Source organism: Streptomyces sp. NPDC043176, from assembly GCF_056436715.1.
In genome coordinates, this window is the sequence record NZ_JBWKCA010000006.1 from 59665 (window position 1) to 77724 (window position 18060).

General features: G+C 72.9%; 9 protein-coding genes, 4 tRNA genes, 1 other RNA gene and 1 pseudogene. 9 read left to right on the forward strand and 6 right to left on the reverse strand.

Annotation, left to right across the window (positions count from 1 at the left end):
- The first annotated feature begins 2 nt into the window (after positions 1-2).
- The 3 genes from AC067A_RS11625 (at position 3) to AC067A_RS11635 (ending at position 440) form a co-directional block, all read left to right on the forward strand.
- A tRNA-Gly gene (locus tag AC067A_RS11625) sits at positions 3-74 on the forward strand.
- A gap of 80 nt (positions 75-154) precedes the next feature.
- Positions 155-227, forward strand: a tRNA-Gly gene (locus AC067A_RS11630).
- A 137-nt stretch (positions 228-364) separates the two neighbouring features.
- Positions 365-440 (forward strand) — tRNA-Gly (locus AC067A_RS11635).
- Positions 441-485: 45 nt separating this feature from the next.
- On the opposite strand, the gene AC067A_RS11640 is transcribed toward AC067A_RS11635, so the two are convergent.
- The 6 genes from AC067A_RS11640 to ffs form a co-directional block, all read right to left on the reverse strand.
- Positions 486-1394, reverse strand: a complete 909-nt coding sequence (locus AC067A_RS11640) for a phosphoribosylaminoimidazolesuccinocarboxamide synthase (RefSeq protein ID WP_478617926.1) — start codon at positions 1392-1394, stop codon at positions 486-488.
- 89 nt (positions 1395-1483) lie between these two features.
- Entirely contained in the window at positions 1484-2944 is a 1461-nt protein-coding gene (locus AC067A_RS11645) for a N,N-dimethylformamidase beta subunit family domain-containing protein (RefSeq protein WP_478617928.1), read from the reverse strand.
- A gap of 194 nt (positions 2945-3138) precedes the next feature.
- A complete protein-coding gene (locus AC067A_RS11650) occupies positions 3139-5088 on the reverse strand; it encodes a M48 family metalloprotease (protein WP_478617929.1) in 1950 nt (649 codons plus the stop codon).
- A gap of 270 nt (positions 5089-5358) precedes the next feature.
- Positions 5359-6609: a phosphoribosylamine--glycine ligase gene (gene purD, locus AC067A_RS11655; protein WP_478617931.1), complete on the reverse strand. Its 1251-nt coding sequence runs from the start codon at positions 6607-6609 to the stop codon at positions 5359-5361.
- A 61-nt stretch (positions 6610-6670) separates the two neighbouring features.
- Positions 6671-8830: a DNA polymerase III subunit gamma and tau gene (locus AC067A_RS11660; RefSeq protein ID WP_478617934.1), complete on the reverse strand. Its 2160-nt coding sequence runs from the start codon at positions 8828-8830 to the stop codon at positions 6671-6673.
- Between the two features lie 144 nt (positions 8831-8974).
- An RNA gene (ffs, locus tag AC067A_RS11665) (signal recognition particle sRNA small type) lies at positions 8975-9073 on the reverse strand.
- Positions 9074-9423: 350 nt separating this feature from the next.
- Here ffs and AC067A_RS11670 point away from each other — a divergent pair.
- The 6 genes and pseudogenes from AC067A_RS11670 to AC067A_RS11695 all read left to right on the forward strand — a co-directional run bounded on the left by AC067A_RS11670 (position 9424) and on the right by AC067A_RS11695 (position 18053).
- A tRNA-Ser gene (locus tag AC067A_RS11670) sits at positions 9424-9511 on the forward strand.
- A gap of 272 nt (positions 9512-9783) precedes the next feature.
- Positions 9784-12207, forward strand: coding sequence for a helicase-associated domain-containing protein (locus AC067A_RS11675; protein WP_478617935.1), 2424 nt, complete (start codon positions 9784-9786; stop codon positions 12205-12207).
- A gap of 53 nt (positions 12208-12260) precedes the next feature.
- A pseudogene (locus AC067A_RS11680) lies at positions 12261-12365 on the forward strand (type II toxin-antitoxin system VapB family antitoxin); the annotation flags it as partial.
- Positions 12366-12645: 280 nt separating this feature from the next.
- Complete coding sequence (locus AC067A_RS11685) at positions 12646-13356, forward strand: hypothetical protein (protein ID WP_478617938.1); 711 nt, start codon at positions 12646-12648, stop codon at positions 13354-13356.
- Positions 13353-14270 carry an effector-associated domain EAD1-containing protein gene (locus AC067A_RS11690; protein WP_478617941.1) on the forward strand — a complete coding sequence of 306 codons (918 nt, stop codon included), beginning with the start codon at positions 13353-13355 and terminating at the stop codon, positions 14268-14270. The genes AC067A_RS11685 and AC067A_RS11690 overlap by 4 nt, the downstream gene beginning before the upstream one ends.
- A 15-nt stretch (positions 14271-14285) precedes the next feature.
- Positions 14286-18053 carry a DEAD/DEAH box helicase gene (locus tag AC067A_RS11695; RefSeq protein WP_478617943.1) on the forward strand — a complete coding sequence of 1256 codons (3768 nt, stop codon included), beginning with the start codon at positions 14286-14288 and terminating at the stop codon, positions 18051-18053.
- Positions 18054-18060 lie beyond the last annotated feature (7 nt).

Consider the following 18060-nt stretch of genomic DNA (forward strand, 5'->3'; position numbering starts at 1 on the left):
GTGCGGGTGTAGTTCAGTAGCAGAACAGCCCCCTTCCAGGGGGAAGGCGCAGTGTGCAATTCCTGTCACCCGCTCTGCATCGCTTGACCGACCACGGTTGTGGATCGGGTAGAGTGGTGCTCGCACCGCCCGGTGAAAGCCGAGCGGCAGCAATGCGGACGTGGCTCAGTTGGTAGAGCATCACCTTGCCAAGGTGAGGGTCGCGAGTTCGAATCTCGTCGTCCGCTCAGGAAGTACGAAGGCCCCGGTTCTCACGAACCGGGGCCTTCGTCGTACTCCGACAGCGTGTGAAGGACCCCACACGGCGGTGTGTCACGAGCACCCCGGATGATGGGTATATAGTTAGCAGCGCGCTACGGCGCATGCGGACGTGGCTCAGCTGGTAGAGCATCACCTTGCCAAGGTGAGGGTCGCGAGTTCGAATCTCGTCGTCCGCTCCACGAAGAAGCCCCCGGTCGAACCGACCGGGGGCTTTCTCGTGCGTCCTACCAGGTGGTCCCGGTCAGCAGCTCGTACGCCTCGATGTACTTGGCGCGGGTCGCGTCCACGATCTCCTGCGGGAGGGGCGGCGGCGGCTGCTCGCTCTTGCGGTCCCAGCCCGACGCCGGCGAGGTCAGCCAGTCCCGCACGAACTGCTTGTCGTACGAGGGCTGGGCGCGGCCCGGCTGCCACTGGTCGGCCGGCCAGAAGCGGGAGGAGTCCGGGGTGAGGACCTCGTCGGCGATGACGAGCCGGTCGCCGGCCGGGGTGCTCTCGAAGCCGAACTCGAACTTCGTGTCGGCGAGGATGATGCCCCGCTCGCGGGCGATGTCACGGGCCCGCCCGTACACGGCGAGGGTCGCCTGACGCAGCAGCGCGGCCGTCTCGGCGCCGACCTGGCGGGCGACCTCCTCGTAGGACACGTTCTCGTCGTGGTCGCCGACCGCGGCCTTGGTCGCCGGGGTGAAGATGGGGGCGGGCAGCTCGGAGCCGTCGCTGAGGCCCTCGGGGAGCGCGAGGCCGCAGACCGTGCGGGACTCGTTGTACTCGAGCAGGCCGGAGCCGGTGAGGTAGCCGCGGGCGACGCACTCGACCGGGACCATGTTCAGCGACGTGCAGATCAGCGTGCGGCCCTCCCAGTCGGCGGGGGCGCCGGCCGGCAGTTCGGTGGAGAGCACGTGGTTGGGGACCAGGTCGGCGAGCTTGTCGAACCACCACAGGGAGAGCCGGGTGAGGACACGGCCCTTGTCGGGGATCTCCGTGGGCAGCACCCAGTCGTAGGCCGACATGCGGTCGCTCGCCACCATGACGAGGTCACCGGCCTCGTTCCGGTACAGGTCGCGGACCTTGCCCGTGTGGAGATGGGTGAGGCCCGGGACCTGGACGGGCTCGGGCTTTTCTACGAATCCGGACACGGTTCCTCCGCGTAGGTTGATCCAGGAGCGAGTCCGATTCTCTCGCACACGCGGACGGACGCGACCGTCGGGCCCCGCGACCCCCTGCTTCAGTCCCTCTTACAGATCCGGTCGAGGAGGTTGGCGGTGGCGCGCTGGACCCGGGTGTCGACATGGCCCGGCCGGTCCAGCGCCGGCGACCAGGCGAACGTCCCGGAGGCGAAGACCCAGGCACCCGAGGGAGCCCGGTAGAGACTCGTCTCCTGGTGGCGCAGCGCCCCCTCGCCGTCCCGGTAGGGCGAGTGCGCGAGCAGGATGCGGCCCTGGTGCTCGGGGAGCGCGGTGCGCGGGAAGTAGCGGTCCGCCTCGCCCGCGACCAGACCCGGCAGCTCGTCGCCGTCACCGGCGCCGGTGGCCTCCCACAGCCAGTGCTCGGCGTTCCGTACGACCAGCGGGTGCGGTTCGGGCACCCGGCCCGCGTACTGGATGCCGAGGAGCTGCTGCTCCGGCCGGTCGACCTCGCGCCAGAGCGCGGGCCGGCCGGGACCCCGCCGCTTCCGGCAGGTCAGGAGGCGGTCCGGCACCCCGGACGGCGAAGGGCCCAGCTCCACCTGCCAGTACATGGTGTTGGCGGACAGGAAGACCAGCGAGGTGCCCTGGTCGCGGGCGAGTTCGGCGGTCCTGCGCATCGGAGCCGACCAGTACTCGTCGTGGCCCGGGAAGACCAGACCCCGGTAGCGGCTCGGATCGACACGGCCCGCGTGCAGGTCACGTGTCTCGGCGTACGCCAGGTCGTAGCCGTACCGCTCGGCCCAGCGGATGAAGTCGTACGCGTGCCCCACGTGCAGCGGCAGGCCCGCGCCCGCGTACGGCCGGTCGAAGGAGACCGTGACGGCCGCCTCCTCCTCGCCGAGCAGCCGGCCGTCCTCGTCCCAGGCGTGGTAGAGGCTGGCGCCGGTGTGGCCGTCCTCCGGATAGAGGTTGTACGCCTGCCAGGTCACGTCCGGCAGGACGAGCAGCAGGTCGGCCGGGTGGTTGTCGCGGACCGTGAACGGGATGTGCGAGCGGTAGCCGTCGGCCGTGGTCAGGACCGCCACGTACGCGCCGATCGACCAGTACGAGGGGACCTGCAGCCGCCAGGACTGCCACCAGTGGTGACAGGACACCGTCCGGTCGGCGGTCAGCGGCGCCGGCTGCACGATCCCGGAGAGGCGCGGGCTGGTGGTGATCTTCGCGGCGCCGTCACCGCCGTAGTGCCCGATCCGATAGATGTCGACCGAGAACTGCTGCGGCGGGTCCACCGTGACGTGGAAGTCGATCGACTCGCCCGGCGCCACGCCGCCGTCCGAGGCGAAGCCCTTGATCTGGCGGCGGACGTCGTCGGCCGTCCGGGGGCCTCCGCCGCCGCCCCGGGCCAGGATCTCGTCCGCGTACCAGGGCACCATCTGACCGGTGTCGTCGAAGTAGTTGTCCGAGCCGCGCAGCCAGGGCAGCGGACCCTGGCCGAAGGGATCGCTCACGGCGTGCGCGAGCGCGCCGGACTCCCACCGTCTGATCTGCTCCGCCCCCATGCTGCGTCCCTCCCTCGACTCCCCCAGGTCGGCCGGCTGCTTGTCGGCTTGTCGGCTGGTCAGTGCCGCTAGTTCTTGCCTTTGTCAGTGACGGTCTCCAGCACATCACATAACGCACGCACTCCGTCACCGTTCGTCGTGAATTGACGAGAGCGGAAGCCGGGGCTCCGGGACGGGAGCCCCCACGAGCGGCCTCAGACCAGACGCACCGGCTTCTCCGGGCGCACCCCGGTGCGGGTCAGCCACACGCTCAGCGGTTCCGGATCGCCGTCCTCGACCAGGGCCAGGACCCGGGGACCGAGATCCGCCGCCCGCTCACCGCCGACCAGCAGCGCCGGACCGTCGAGCCAGTCGAGGCCGGGCACGGCCTCCGCGGTGTCCACCGCCGCACAGCAGACCATCGCGGTGACGTGGTCGGCGAGCAGGTCCCGGCCGGTGCGGGGCGGCTGGAGCGGGAAGAGCGGCAGGGGGCCGTCGGGCCCGCTCACCGCCACGGGCGCGGGGGCGGCCTTCCGGCTCTTCTCGGCGGCACGCGCGCTCTCCGCCGCCGCGACCCGCGCCTCCCGCGCGGCCTCCTCCCGCACGAGCAGCGCGCTCAGCGCCCCGGCGAGCGCCTCCGCGGCGGGGTTCACGGGCTCGTCGTCGAGGTCGTCGGCGTGGTCGGGGCCGAGATCGTCGTCGGGGTCGGTGAGGTCGTCGTCGGTGCCGGTGGTGCCGGTGGTGCCGGTGGCGCCGGTGGCGCGGGGGACGTCTGTGGCGCCGGTGGGATCGGGGGCGCCGGGGGTGACCGTGGCGTCGGGGGTGGCCGTGGCGTCAGCGGCATCGGCGGTGTCGAGGGTGCCGGCCGCGTCGGGGTCTTCGGGTACGGCGGGGGGTCGATCCGTCGTCAGGTGGGCGATCACGCGGGTGAGGGTCGGGCCGACGGCGTTCGAGGCGCGGCCGGCGGGGGAGTCGGGGACGCCGAGGCCGTCGAGGACCTGGTGCAGGCGGGCGGCGTCGGTGCGCCACTTCCGGTCGACGACCTCCTCGGGGTACTGGCTCCACTCCACCGGGGACCAGTCGGGGCCGGCTTCGGCCGGGCCGCCGTGGAAGAGGCGGGCGGCGAGCAGCGAGGTGGCCTCGTCGACCGCGCCGGGCTCCTCCAGGAGGTCGCAGGCCGGGCGCTCGCCCAGCCGGGAGGAGAAGCCCTCCGCGAGCCGGTCGCGGCGGGAGAGCTCGGTGAGGGCGGAGACCACGCCGGCGTCGAGCTTGGCGGGCCAGCGGCCCATGCGCCACGCGGGCAGCGCGACCCGGGTCAGGAGGCGGTCCCAGCCCGCGTACGCCAGGCCGACCTGCTCCTGGGCGACGATCCGCACGCCGTAGTCGACGGCCTGGGCGCGCTCCGAGCCGGCGGCGGCCACCCCGCGCTCCATCTCCGCGGCGTGCCCGCGGCAGGCGCGCAGCAGGACGCGGGCCATCCGGCCGACACCGTGGGCGCCGAGCCTGCGCAGCGGGTCGAGGCCGGGGTCGTCGGGTACGGCGACGGCGGCGTCCAGGCCCCGCACGAAGCGGCGCGCGGCGGCTATGTCGGGGTGCGCGGCCGGGCCCGTACCGGCGACGACGGGGGCGAGCACGGCGCGCAGCTCGGCGACGCGCATCCACCACAGGAACGGCGAACCTATGACGAGCACGGGCGCTCCGTCGCCGTCGGGCGCCGTGCGCAGCGCGCGGTGGGCCCGGTGGGTGCGGTCCTCCAGCCAGCTGTCGCAGTCCGGCGTCAGGGCTATCCCGGCCGGGGCCGGGACGTCCAGCCGGTCGGCCAGGTCCCGGACGAGCCGGTACAGATCGGGGGCGGCGGTCTCGGCGAGCTCCACCGTCGGCGTCGCGGCCGGGCGGGCCCGGGCGACGACGAGGGCGACGGCCGTGGCTGCGAGGAGGACGAGGACCGCGAGGACGGTCACGACCCAGCGGGCCGTGTCCCAGGCCGGGCCGGTGAAGTGGCCGGTGACCCCGCCCGCGTACAGCACGACGGCCACCGCGGCGGGGAGCACCGCGAGACCCAGTGCCCTGCCTCGGACACGGAGGACGGCGAGGGCCCGGGAGTGCGCGGCGCGCGCACCCCACTCCTCGCCGACAACGGAACCGGTACCGGACACGCCGGACATCACCCCCTCCTGCCCTCGTCGGGACTGCCTGTGGCGGTGTTGCTCACTCCCCCACTGTGGCACCCGCCACTGACATCGCAATGCCGGTGGGCCAAGTGCCGGAACGCCTTCGCCGCACCCTAGTTGGGGCTGTGGCGAGCGTCATCCGTATGGCCGAGCCGTCACTCGATGGAATGGCTTTGGGTAAAGGTGATGGCGCTCAAGCGGCCGTGTGGTTCACAGGTTCTCCACCACACGGCCACAAGAGAAAGCGCACGGGACCGGGCCGGATCAGCCCTCGGCGGCCTTCCGCGCGATGTCCGTGCGGTGCTGCGAGCCGTCAAGGTGGATGCGGCCGACTGCCGCGTACGCCCGCTCTCGGGCCTGCGCCAGATCCGTTCCGGTCGCGGTGACCGAGAGGACCCGGCCGCCCGCGCTGACGACCTTCCCGCCGACCGCCTTCGTCCCCGCGTGCAGCACGTACGCGTGCGGGGCGTCCTGGGCCACGACCTCGTCGAGACCCTCGATCGGGTCGCCCGTACGCGGGGTGTCCGGGTAGTTGTGGGAGGCGACGACCACGGTGACCGCGGCGTCGTCGGACCAGTTCAGCGGGGCCTGGTCGGCCAGGGTGCCGTTGGCGGAGTTCAGCAGGACACCGGCGAGCGGGGTCTTCAGACGCGCCAGGACCACCTGCGTCTCGGGGTCGCCGAAGCGCGCGTTGAACTCGATGACCCGTACCCCGCGGCCGGTGATCGCCAGACCCGCGTACAGCAGGCCGGAGAACGGCGTGCCGCGGCGGCGCAGCTCGTCGACCGTCGGCTGCAGGACGGTGGCGAGGACCTCCTCGACCAGCTTCGGGTCGGCCCACGGCAGCGGCGAGTAGGCGCCCATGCCACCGGTGTTCGGGCCCTCGTCGCCGTCGAGCGCGCGCTTGAAGTCCTGCGCGGGCTGGAGCGGGAGGACGGTGGTGCCGTCGGTGATCGCGAAGAGGGAGACCTCGGGGCCGTCGAGGTACTCCTCGATGACGACCCGGTCGCAGGCGAGCGCGTGCGCCCGTGCCTGCTCGACGTCGCCGGTCACGACGACGCCCTTGCCGGCGGCGAGACCGTCGTCCTTGACCACGTACGGAGCGCCGAACGCGTCGAGCGCCTCGTCGATCTCCTCGGGGGTCGTGCAGACGTAGCTGCGGGCGGTGGGCACGCCCGCGCCGGCCATGACGTCCTTGGCGAAGGCCTTGGAGCCTTCGAGGAGCGCCGCCTCCTGGGACGGACCGAAGACGGGGATGCCGGCCGCGCGGACGGCGTCGGCGACACCCGCGACGAGCGGGGCCTCCGGGCCGACGACGACCAGTTCGGCGCCGAGCTCGGTGGCGAGGCGCGCGACGGCGTCGCCGTCCAGCTGGTCGACGGCGTGCAGCTCGGCGACCTCCGCGATTCCGGCGTTGCCGGGCGCGCAGTGCAGAGCGGTGACGTCGGGATCGAGGGAGAGAGAGCGGCACAGGGCGTGTTCGCGGGCGCCGCCGCCGATGACGAGGACCTTCACGCCAGCCAGAGTAGCCCGCCGGCCGGGATGCCCCTTGTGCGGGCCACCGAGCGAGACGTCCCTACTCGTTCGTGTATTCCTCCACAACGGTGGCTCCGAGCTCGCGCACGATCAGGTCGTGCCCCGACAGCGCGGAGTCGACGAGGTCGGGGTCGTCCTCCTCCGGCACGTCGTCCTCGGGCGCCACCGGCTGCGGCACCGGCGGGCTGTACGCGGGCGCCGAAGCCGGAGCCGCCGCCTGCGGGAACGCCGCCGAGGGGGCCGACCGCGCCTGTACGGGAGCGGCCGGCGGCACCTGCTGGAAGGCCGGCGCGGGCGGCTGGAAGCTCTGGGCGGGCGCGGCGGGACGGCCGCCGCCGAAGCCCCCGGTCCCGCCGGAGCCGCCGAAGCCGGTCGCGGCGGGCGGCGGCGACGCCCCGCCCGAGGGGTCGATGATCGCCTCGACCTTCCAGTTCACGTTGAACTGCTCGGCGAGGGCCTGCTTCAGGACCTCCTCGCTGCCGCTGCTCGCGAAGTTGTCGCGCGCCCCGGCGTTGAGGAAGCCGAGCTGGAGCGTCGTGCCGTCGAAGCCCGCGACCTGCGCGTTCTGGCTGAGCAGGATCCACGTGAACCGGCGCCGGTTCTTCACGGCGTCCAGGATCTGCGGCCACAGGTTCCGCACCTGCGCCGTGTCCCCGCCGCCTCCCCCGGCCGCCGGAGCCGGCTGCGCCTGGGCGGGCGCGGGCGCGGCCGGAGCCGCCGCGTGCGCCGCCGGCGCGGCCGCAGCCGACGCACCGGGCCAGGCACCCGGCGCACCACTGCCGGGCGCCGCGGCCCCCGGCCACGCCCCGGGACGGGACGCGGCGGGCTGCGCCTGGACGGGAGCGGGCGGCGGGGCCTGCTGGAACTCCGGGGCGGGCGCGGCCTGTACGGGCGCCGCATGCGCGGGTGCCGCCGGGGCGGGTGCGGTGTGCACGGGGGCCGGCGGGGGCGGCGCCATCGGCGTGTGGGCGTCCGGGCCGGGCACGTACCCCAGGGCGGGCGCCGGCGGTCCGGGCGTGAAGACCGGCGCGGGCGCGGCGGCGGCCCCCCGCTCCAGCCGGTCGAGCCTCGCCTGGAGCGAGCGCTCGTCGTCGAAGGCGGCGGGCAGCAGCACGCGCGCGCAGATCAGTTCCAGCTGGAGCCGGGGCGAGGTGGCACCCCGCATCTCCGTCAGCCCCGTGTTGACCAGGTCGGCCGCCCGGCTGAGCTCCGCCGCGCCGAACACCGACGCCTGGGCCTGCATCCGCTCGATCACGTCGACGGGGGCGTCGATGAGCCCCTTCTCCGCGGCGTCCGGCACGGCCGCCAGGATCACCAGGTCCCGCAGCCGCTCCAGGAGGTCGGCGACGAACCTGCGCGGGTCGTTGCCCCCCTCGACGACCCGGTCGACCACCTCGAAGGCCGCGGCCCCGTCCCCGGACGCGAACGAGTCGACCACCGAGTCGAGCAGCGAGCCGTCCGTGTATCCGAGCAGCGAGGTCGCCATGGCGTACGTCACACCGTCGTCGGTGGCACCCGCCAGCAGCTGGTCCATCACCGACATCGAGTCACGCACCGACCCGGCGCCGGCCCGCACGACGAGCGGCAGCACCCCGTCCGCGACCGGAATGCCCTCCCGCCCGCACACCTCGCCCAGGTACTCCCGCAGCGTGCCCGGCGGCACCAGCCGGAACGGGTAGTGGTGCGTCCGCGACCGGATCGTCCCGATGACCTTCTCGGGCTCCGTCGTGGCGAAGATGAACTTGAGGTGCTCCGGCGGCTCCTCCACCACCTTCAGGAGCGCGTTGAAGCCCGCCGACGTGACCATGTGGGCCTCGTCGATGATGTAGATCTTGTACCGGCTCGACGCCGGCCCGAAGAACGCCTTCTCCCGCAGGTCACGCGCGTCGTCCACACCACCGTGCGACGCCGCGTCGATCTCGATGACGTCGATCGACCCCGGCCCGTTCCTCGCCAGGTCCCGGCACGACTGACACTCCCCGCACGGCGTCGGCGTCGGCCCCTGCTCGCAGTTCAGACACCGCGCCAGGATCCGCGCACTCGTCGTCTTTCCACAGCCACGCGGCCCACTGAACAGGTACGCGTGATTGACCCGGTTGTTCCGCAGCGCCTGCTGCAGCGGGTCAGTGACATGCTCCTGCCCGATGACCTCGGCGAAGGACTCCGGGCGATAGCGGCGGTACAGCGCGAGAGACGACACATGTACGAGGTTATAGGCGCCCACCGACAACCCGGGAAAAACCGCCACCACCCCTGCCCACCGGCAGTGATCCGCGCCGCCACCACCCCTGCCACCGGCAGTGATCCGCGCCGCCACCCACCGCGGGCCGCCCCCGCCTCCGGGAACGCAAGCGCCCCCCACGCACCTGCCAGAGCCGACCTACCCTTGCTGCCTTCCGGCCCTGGGGGAGTTCAGTCAGATAGCACCGCGTGAGGGGCTCCGCCCAGCGTACCCGATCCCCAGCCCACCCCGTGCCCCCACTCCCCGACCCGCCCCCGACCCGCCCCCGCCCCCGGATCCCACCCGGCTCCCGCCGGGATCCGCCCCTCCCTCAACCCCCGACCCCCACCTCGGATCGGCCCCGCACTCCCCCGGCCCCCACCCGGCTCCCTCCCGCACCCACCTCCCTCCCCTCCGACCGGTTCCACTCGTACTCCGCCTCGCACTCCGCGCCCGGCCCCACCCGGAATCGGCCCCGGACCCCACCCCGACCCCGTCCCCGATCCGGCCCCGGAGCCCCTCTCGGCGATCACGTTCGCGAGCACCCCTCAACGTCTTGTATTGTTTGCGGCGGAGGATTCGCCTAGAGGCCTAGGGCGCACGCTTGGAAAGCGTGTTGGGGGCAACCCCTCACGAGTTCGAATCTCGTATCCTCCGCCAGTGCCTCACCGGGCACTTGAAGACCCCGACCGGGAAACCGGCCGGGGTCTTCTGCGTGCCCTGGTCTCACTTCCGGTCTCTTTGTGTCTCCGACGTTCACGGCATCTCACACGGTGCGCCAGGGACCGCCCGCACTCCGGCCCGTCAGGAGCTCTCCTCCGTGGGTGAACCTCTTCCGAGTGGCGACGGCGGACCCGTCGCATGCGCGATCCTGGCTCCGCTCGGGGCCGCTCCGGTCTCCAGCCCCGTCCCCGGCCTCGCGAGGTGTCCCCATGACGTCCCGATCCACGCTGACAGCCCGGCTGGGCGGTCTCGACGCCCCACAGCTGGCGCGCGTACTCGGGATGCGGAAGGACGCCGCGGCGCCACCGGAGCCGCGCTCCCTGGAGGAACTGGCGGAACGGCTTCTGCGGCCCGGCTCGGTGGCGCTCGCCTTGCCGCAGCTTCCCCTGCCGTGCCTCCAGGTGGCCGAGGCCCTGGCCGCGTGGGGAACTCCCCTGTCGCGCGACGCCCTGGCGAGGGCGCTGGGGGTGACGACAGCCACTGCCGCTCGGGAACTGGACGGCGTGCTGGAGACTCTGGCCGATCGTGCCCTGGTCTGGCCGGACAGCGACGGAAGGCTCCACATGGCCGCGCCGTTGCGGCAGGCGTGGGAGACGCCCCTGGGGCTGGACGCTCCGCTGGAGGAGCTTCTGGAAGGCGTGACGTCCGAGGAGCTGCGCGGCATGCTCGCGGCACTGGGCATCAAGCCGCCCGGCACCAGGCAACAGCGCACGGCCGCCGTCCTGGAACACCATGGCGATCCGCGACGCGTCGCCTCCGTGATCGCGAAGGCCCCTCCGGCCGCCCGGCAGCTGCTTGAGCGCCGAGCGAAGTCCACACCGCGAGAAACGGAGTTCATCATGTTCGGAGCTCCCGAGGGTGCTTCCCGGCCGGACGAACGATGGGCCCTGGACCGCGGCTTCCTGGTCCGGAACCGCCACGGATACGGGCCGGCCCGCATGCCCGTCGAAGTGGCGCTCGCGCTGCGCGGGCCCGACTGGCACGCGCCGTTCGCACCCGTACCGCCCGCCCCGGAGCTGGTGTCCGTCCCCGCGGTGGAGGTGGACCGGGAGGCAGCGGCGGCCGCCACGGCGTTCGCGGCCCACGCCGCCTCGGTCCTGTCGGCCTGCTCGGCGGCTCCCCCGGCCCGGCTGAAGTCCGGCGGGATCGGCGCACGTGAACTGGCTCGGATCGGCAAGGCGGCACAGGCCGGCGACGCGGTGGTGCGCATCACCCTGGAGATCGCGTACTCGGCCGGGGTGCTGGCCGCCGACGGCAACCGCTTCGCACCCACCGCGGCGTACGACACCTGGGCGGCGCAGGAACCCGCAGCGCGGTTCGCCGAGCTGCTGCGTGCGTGGTGGAACCTGCGGCTCACTCCCTCGCAGGCCCGCGACGAGGACGACAAGGCGCTCCCCGCCGTGGCCGGGGTTCCTCCCTGCGACGGCTGTCTGCAGGCTCGGCGCGGGCTGCTCGCAGCGGCGGCAGCGCTTGCCGAAGGTCAGGGCGTGAAGACCGCCACGGATCTGGGGCCGCTCGTGGCATGGCACCGTCCGCTCGCTCATCCGTCGTTCCACGACGAGACGCCCTTCGCCACGGCGGTCCGCGAGGCCGAGCTGATGGGCGTCATCGCCCGGGGCGCCCTCTCCCGGCTCGGTGCGGCTCTGCCGGCCGGTGACACCGAGGAACTGACCGCCGCGTGCCGGCTCCTGCTGCCCGAGGCCACCGACACGGCCCGGCTCGGTGGTGACCTCACGGCCGTCGTCACCGGCACGCCCTCGGCGCGCCTCGCGGAGTTCCTGGACGCGACCGCGGACCGGGAGATCAGCGGCACGGCCTCGGTATGGCGGTTCAGCGCCGACAGCATCCGCCGCGCACTGGACGCCGGCCACGCTCCGGACGAGATCTCGGTCGAGCTGACCGCCCTCGCCGACGGGGCCCTGCCACAGCCTCTGTCCTATCTCATCGCCGATGCCGCACGCCGCCACGGCCACGTGCGCGTCGCCTCCGCCGCCTGCGTCGTCCACGCCGACGAACCGGCGCTCCTGGCCGAGCTCGCCGCCCACCGGGGACTCTCCGCGCTCGGGCTACGGCAGCTCGCCCCGACGGTGCTCGTCAGCGGCAGCCCGCCCGACAAGACCCTGGCAGCGCTCAGGGACCAGGGCTACGCCCCCGTCGCCGAGGCCCCGGACGGGACCGTACGCATCGAGAAGGCGCCCCCTCGACGGGCCGCTGCCGTTCCGGCCCCGCGGAAAGCCGCCCCCAGGGCCGGAACCGGACGCTCGGCGTACCGAGCGGCGGAGGCGTCGGCCGCCGCCGACCCGTACGCCGTGGCGGCCCGGCTGCTGACCGCCCCGCCGACCGCCCCGGAGCCCGATCCCTTCGGCACCGGGGCCCCCTTCGGTACGGATACCGAGGAGATCGTCGCCGGGTACGCGAAGCAGCTGACGTACACGGACGTCCGCCAGCTCTGCCACGCCATCGACACCGGTACGGCCGTCACCGTCGAATACGTGGCCGCGTCGGGAAGCCGCACGGTGCGCACCCTCAGCCGTCTCGAACTCGACCCGCCCTACCTCGAAGCCTGGTGCCATCTGCGTGACGCCGACCGCGTCTTCACGCTGTCCCGCGTCCACGGCGTCATGCCCGCGTAGGCACCCTTCCGGATGTGCTTGGCGTACGACTTGATGTCACAGGAGGTGCCTGAATGAGTCGAACCGTGATCGACCTCGATGCCGAGCTGCCGGCCGACGTGGCTCAGGCTCTCGGGACCAGCACCAAGAAGGAGACGGTCGACACCGCCCCGCGCGAGAGGTACTGGACCAAGCCACGCAGCGGTACGGCCCGGAGGCAGGCAGAGGAACGTGCGCCTGGCGGTCTCGGTCCTGGGCCGACCGCCGGGGCGGGCCGACATGACAAGGACCTGTCAGCAGCTGCAGGCGGGGTGGTCATCTGTGGGTCGGAAGTTCGTTCTGCGGCTGGTTCCGAAGGGTCACGAGTCGCTAGCCTTCCGTTGCACAGGCTGCCACGGGGGACGCACATGGACGACATCCGGCCGTTCCTCGAGGGCTCGCACGTCCGAGAGGTGACGGATGATCGAATTCGACGACCCCCGACTCCCCGAGCAGGACCTGGTCCTGCTGCCTGACGAGGCCTTACGGGGCGACGGGCCCGGAACCGACCAGGACCCCGACGCTCCCCCACCGCTGCGCGGGCGGGTCCGGCTCGGCGGTCCTCTCGCCCAGCGCATCACATACGACCGGTCGGCCGGCGACCCGGGCCTGGCCGAGTACCTCACCGACCAGGCCGGCGCCTACGACTACTACCTGGTCCACCTCTCCCTCACCTTCGCCCCCACCCCCCAGCGGCCCCGGCTCGAATTCGCCCACCTGGCCCTGGACCTCTCCGCCAAGCCGGAGACCCCGCCACCACTGGCCCACTCCATGGACCCGATGCGCCTGACGGACGCCGTCCAGGTCACCCAGACCCGCAGGCTCGGCCCACAGCTCTCCTTCCTCGGTGCCGACGCCTCCCTCGGCGAGGTCACACGGCAGAAGGAGTTCACCACCCATCAGCCCTTCGCCCAGGCCCTGGGGCTGCACGGGCCCACGCCCGGCTGGGAGTTCCGGCGGACCGCCGCCACCGAGCTGACCGGCTGTCACGTCATGCGCCTGGTGGTCCGTACCGCCGTCGGCTCCGTGACGGACCTGGCGTGCACGGTCACCGCGGGCGTCAAGATCCCCCTGCTGCGCCGCTACACCCGCACCCTGCCCCACCCGCTGCGCCTGGAAGCGACCCTGTGAGCGGCGGCCTCGCCGGCTCCCGCCCGGAGCCGCTGCTCCGGGCGGAGATCGGCGAACTGGCCACCGTCTACAACACTCCCGGGCAGGCCGAGACGCTGCTGCTGGCCGCCGGCTACCCGTCCGACGCGTTGCCGTACGCGCCGAAGTCGCCCCGGGAGTACTGGGAGACGGTGTCGGCGAACCTCGCGACGGGCGTCATGGCCGACGGCCGCCGCCGGATCCTGGCCGAGGCCCGGGAGAGACGCCCGTACAACCCGGTGTTCGCGGCGGCCCCTGCCCCGCTTCCGGAGGCTCCCGTCACCGCGCCGGCCGCCGTCTCCCCGACCGCCACCGGGGTGCCCAAGGTCATGGTGCTCGGTGCGGAACCGGCGCGCCGGGGCGCCGTACGGGCCGGAGCCGAACTGCGCGAGATCCTGCAGGCGGCCCGCGACCGCCTGCAGGTCGTCCCCAGCCCCGCGGCCACCGTCGCGGACCTGGTCCGGATCCGGCGCGAGCTGCCCGACATCCTGCACCTGGCCTGCCACGGCACCGAGGAGGGACTGCTGCTGGAGGACCAGGACGGCGAGCCGCACACCCTGCCCGCCGCCGAACTCGCCGACACGCTCCGGCTGGCGGCCGAGCACTACGGCCACCACCTGCGGGCGCTGGTCCTGCGCTCGTGCGACAGCGACGCGATCGCGGGGCGGTTCACGGAGCTGGCCGACGTCGTGATCGCCCACCGGGGCAAGCTCGACGCGGACTGCTCGACGCTCTTCGCCGCCGCCTTCTACGAGGAACTCGCGACACTGTCCCGTCCGTTGACCGAGAAGCAACTTGTCGCCGCCGCTCGCGTGGCAGCCCAGGACGTGGTGAACCGCGCCGGGGTGTGCCGCCCCATCAGCACCGATCTCATCGTCCTGACCCGTACCTCCTGAGGCGAAGGAGACGCAGTGACGCTTTCCCCCCTGCCTGAACCAGATGTCAACGACGAGGACTACGAGGCGGGCGCCTGGGACATACCGCCCGAGGACTGGAAGGCGCTCCGCGTGCTCCTCTCCTCGGCGTTCAGCCACGAGGAATGGCGACGGATCCTCACCGAGATCGGATACCCGTCGACCGAGTTCCCCATCGGCGCCATGGGCGCGGAGGACTTCTGGTACCACGTGCGCAAGCGGATCGAGGAAGGTGCGGTCCGCTGGGGCTGGCGAAAGATCGTGCGGCATCTCGGCGCCGCCGGCAGCCGTGTCCAGTACAACAAGGACATCACGCGCCTGGTCGCCGAGCACGGCCTGAGCGCCGCTCCCCTCGGCGCCGCCCGGCCGGAGGACGGGTCGACGGCCTTCCCCGAACCGGTGCCCACCATCACCGTCATCCCGCCGCAGACCACGACCGGTCCCGACACCGGTGCCGCACCGGAGAGCGGCGGGCCGGACGACGCCGGACGGGTGTACGCACGCGACGACCGCCTGCCACCCGTCGGCGGTTACGGCGAGCTGCTGCCCAAGTCCCCCCGCCCCGACCGCCGGGAGGCGATCCTCGCGCTGTGGGAGCAGCGGCTCGGCCCGTGGGAGGGGCTCAACCGGTTCCAGCAGGACCTCGTCCAGGTCTGCCGGAAGATCATCGACGACCGCGGCGTGGCCCTGGTGTACGCGGTGACCAACAGCGGCAAGACCACCATCGCCCGCGTCGGCATGACGATGGCCCTCAACAACGACGAGTCGGCCATGATGCTGCTGCCGATCAAGGCGCTGGTGGCGCAGGAGGAGGCCGAGTGGCAGGGCTGGCTCGGCGGGCACGAGGCGCTGGAGCGACTCCAGGGGCAGGTGTACGGGGTGTCCCGCGACTACCCCGAGAGCGACCGGCCGGTGGGCAACGGCCACTACAAGGTCGCCGTGGCCATCTACGAGAAGCTCGGCGTCTACCTGGTCAACGGGATGCGCCCGCTGGACCGCACGCGCCTGGTGGTCGTCGACGAGCTCCAGATGCTGTCCGAGACCAGCGACCGCGCGGCCAAGCTGGAGGCCCTGCTCACCCTGATCAAGCTCCGGCCCGGTGACCGGCCGGCCCTGCTCGGCCTGTCGGCCGCCCTCAGTCCCGAGGCGGGCGAGACGTTGGAGCGGTGGCTGGGCGACCAGCGCACGACGTTCACGCCGAGCAGCAACGAGCGACCCGTCCCCCTCGACACCTACGTCGTGGACCAGGGGAGCTGGCTGGTCCAGCGCGACGCCCACCTGTTGAGCATGAACATGCCGGGTAGTCGGACGCCGCCGGAGGCGGTACGGGAGCAGCACCGGCTGCCCGCCCTGCGCAGCCGGTACTCCCAGGCGCTGTCCAAGGGCCTGAACGGCCTCCAGCGCAAGCTGTCCACGGCCGAGCTCGCCGCCACGCTCGTTCTCAGCATCCTCCAGGAGAACGACAAGCGCCGGATCATCTGCTTCGTCCCGACCCGGACCGCCGCCGACCAACTCGCGGGCGGCATCCGGCAGGTCCTCGACGCGGCCTTCCGGCGCCCCAAGGACGGCTCGCCCTGGGTGAACGGCCGGTACAAGAGCGCGGAGTCCGCCCACCGCGACCGGGAGGCAGACCTGTACGGCCGGCTCCTGACCTCGGACATCCCCGGCTACGAGTTGGTGATCCGCGGCCTGCGCACCGGCGTGGCCGCGCACTCCGCCGCACTGGCGCCCCCGATGCGGCGGCTGCTGGAGGAGGAGTTCCGTGCCGAGGACGGCCTGCTTCGCGTGCTGGTCGCCACCGACACCCTCGCGGTCGGCCTCAACCTCCCCGCCGACACCGTCGTCGCGACCAGCATCTCGGGCCTGTCGGGAGCCGGTTCGCAGCGCGCCAGGCAGCTGCTGCTGCCGGCGGACCTGGACAACAAGGGCGGCCGGGCCGGCCGCCGGGGCCAGACCGAAGCCGAGCGCGGCCAGTTCTACCTCCTGGTGCCCTCCGACCTCGAACTGCAGAACGTCGACGGGCTGACGACCGCCGAGATCAAGGAGCTGGCAACGGTCGAGGGGGTCTCCAAGAAGTTCGTGCGGAGCAAGCGCCGCTCCCTGGCCGTCCGGTCGCAGTACCGCGACCTGGAGGCGATCAGCGGCCTGGTGCTCCAGGTGCTCTGCCAGGACAACCGGATGCTGGTCGAGACCAAGTGGCTGGCACGGGTACGGGTGATCATCGACAGCCTGCTGATCAGCTACGAGCCGGACCGCCCCAAGCTGCCGGAGCCCAAGGACATCCTGAGGGAGCTGCAGCGCCGCAAGCTGATCCACGAGGTGAGCCAGAGCACCCGCCCCGGCGCGGCGAAGAGCCTGAAGCTCACCGAGCTGGGCCAGGCTCTCGGGCGGTCCGGCCTGGAACTGGACGACGCACCCGACCTGGAACGCCTGGCCGGGCTCGTCCGCAGCGGGGCCGGAACGATAGAGCTGCTGTGGCACGCCTCCCGGGCCCGCTCCATCAAGCAGGTCACGGCCTGGGTGGCGCTCCCCGGCGAGGGCAGCAACCGCCACCTGCCGTCCCTGAAGGGGGCGGTCCTCACCATGGCCCTGACGCATTGCGCCGAGCACGAGCAGATGCGCCGGGACTGCGCGGCCTGGGTCGCCTCGGAGGGAGCCCCCCTGCCGGAGCGGCTGCTGCGCGAGGCCGGGCGGCCGGTGGTCTCGCGGGAGCTCCGGGACCTGCTGGCCAGCGACGAGGACGCCGCCGCCACCGACGAGGTCAACGCCCTGCTGCGGGCGGTGGTCGCGTACGAGTGGCTGCACGGTGTGCCGTTCACCGAGATGCAGCAGCGGTTCTCGGGGGCGATCAAGTCGGAGGAGGAGCCGGACAAGGGGCAGTTCAAGCCGCCGTCCCTGTCGCTGTACTACTCCGACGTCGAGCAGCTCTGCGAACAGATGGCCGGCTACATCCGGGCCGCCGCGGACATCAGCTTCACCGAGGACGGGGTCGACCACTCCGCACGGATGCAGCTGATCGCCCAGCAGGTGGAGTCCGGGCTGCCGGCGTGGCTGGCCAAGGTGTCCAAAATGCGGATCACCGGCCTGCATCGCGAGCGGCTGGCGAAGCTGGCGGGCCTGCCCGAGGACAAGCGGCCCGATCCGCCGTCGCTCCTGGTGGACAGGGACCCGCTGAGCGAGGTCCTGACCGACGCCGAACGCGCCGACGCCCGGCGGATCATCGACAGTCGGCTGGCCCAGGAGCAGGCACATCGCGAGCGGATCGCCCGCGAGTGGGCCGACGTGGTGATCCCCGACGGCGAGGGCCAGATCTTCGACGACGTGTCGGAGGACCTGGAGAAGGCCAACGGTGCCGCCGCGTACCTGGCGCGGCTCGGCGAACTCGCCGTGTGCCTGGGTCTGGAGATCACCGAGGCAACGGTCGACGGGTCGTTCTACAGCTCGGAGTGGAGCGCCCCGGAGTCCGGTGCGGCGGTGACCGTCCGGGTGCCGGTGGCGGACCTGACCGCCGGCATGGTCGCGGACGTGCGCGAGGAGCGCACCCTGGTCGTGGTCCGGGGACGGCGGCCAGGAGTGCAGGAGGCGCTGGCCGCGCAGGGGCTGGTGGCCCGGTTCCTGGAGCCCGATCATCTGCTGTCGGTCCTCGCGCACCTGGTGAAGACCCGGGGCCAGGTGTCCGGGGAGGAGGTCGTGGAGGAACTGTCGGGCATCCGGCTGTCGTCGCTGGGCGCCATCAGCTGGTCGGTTCCGGTTCAGGCGACCTGAACCGCCC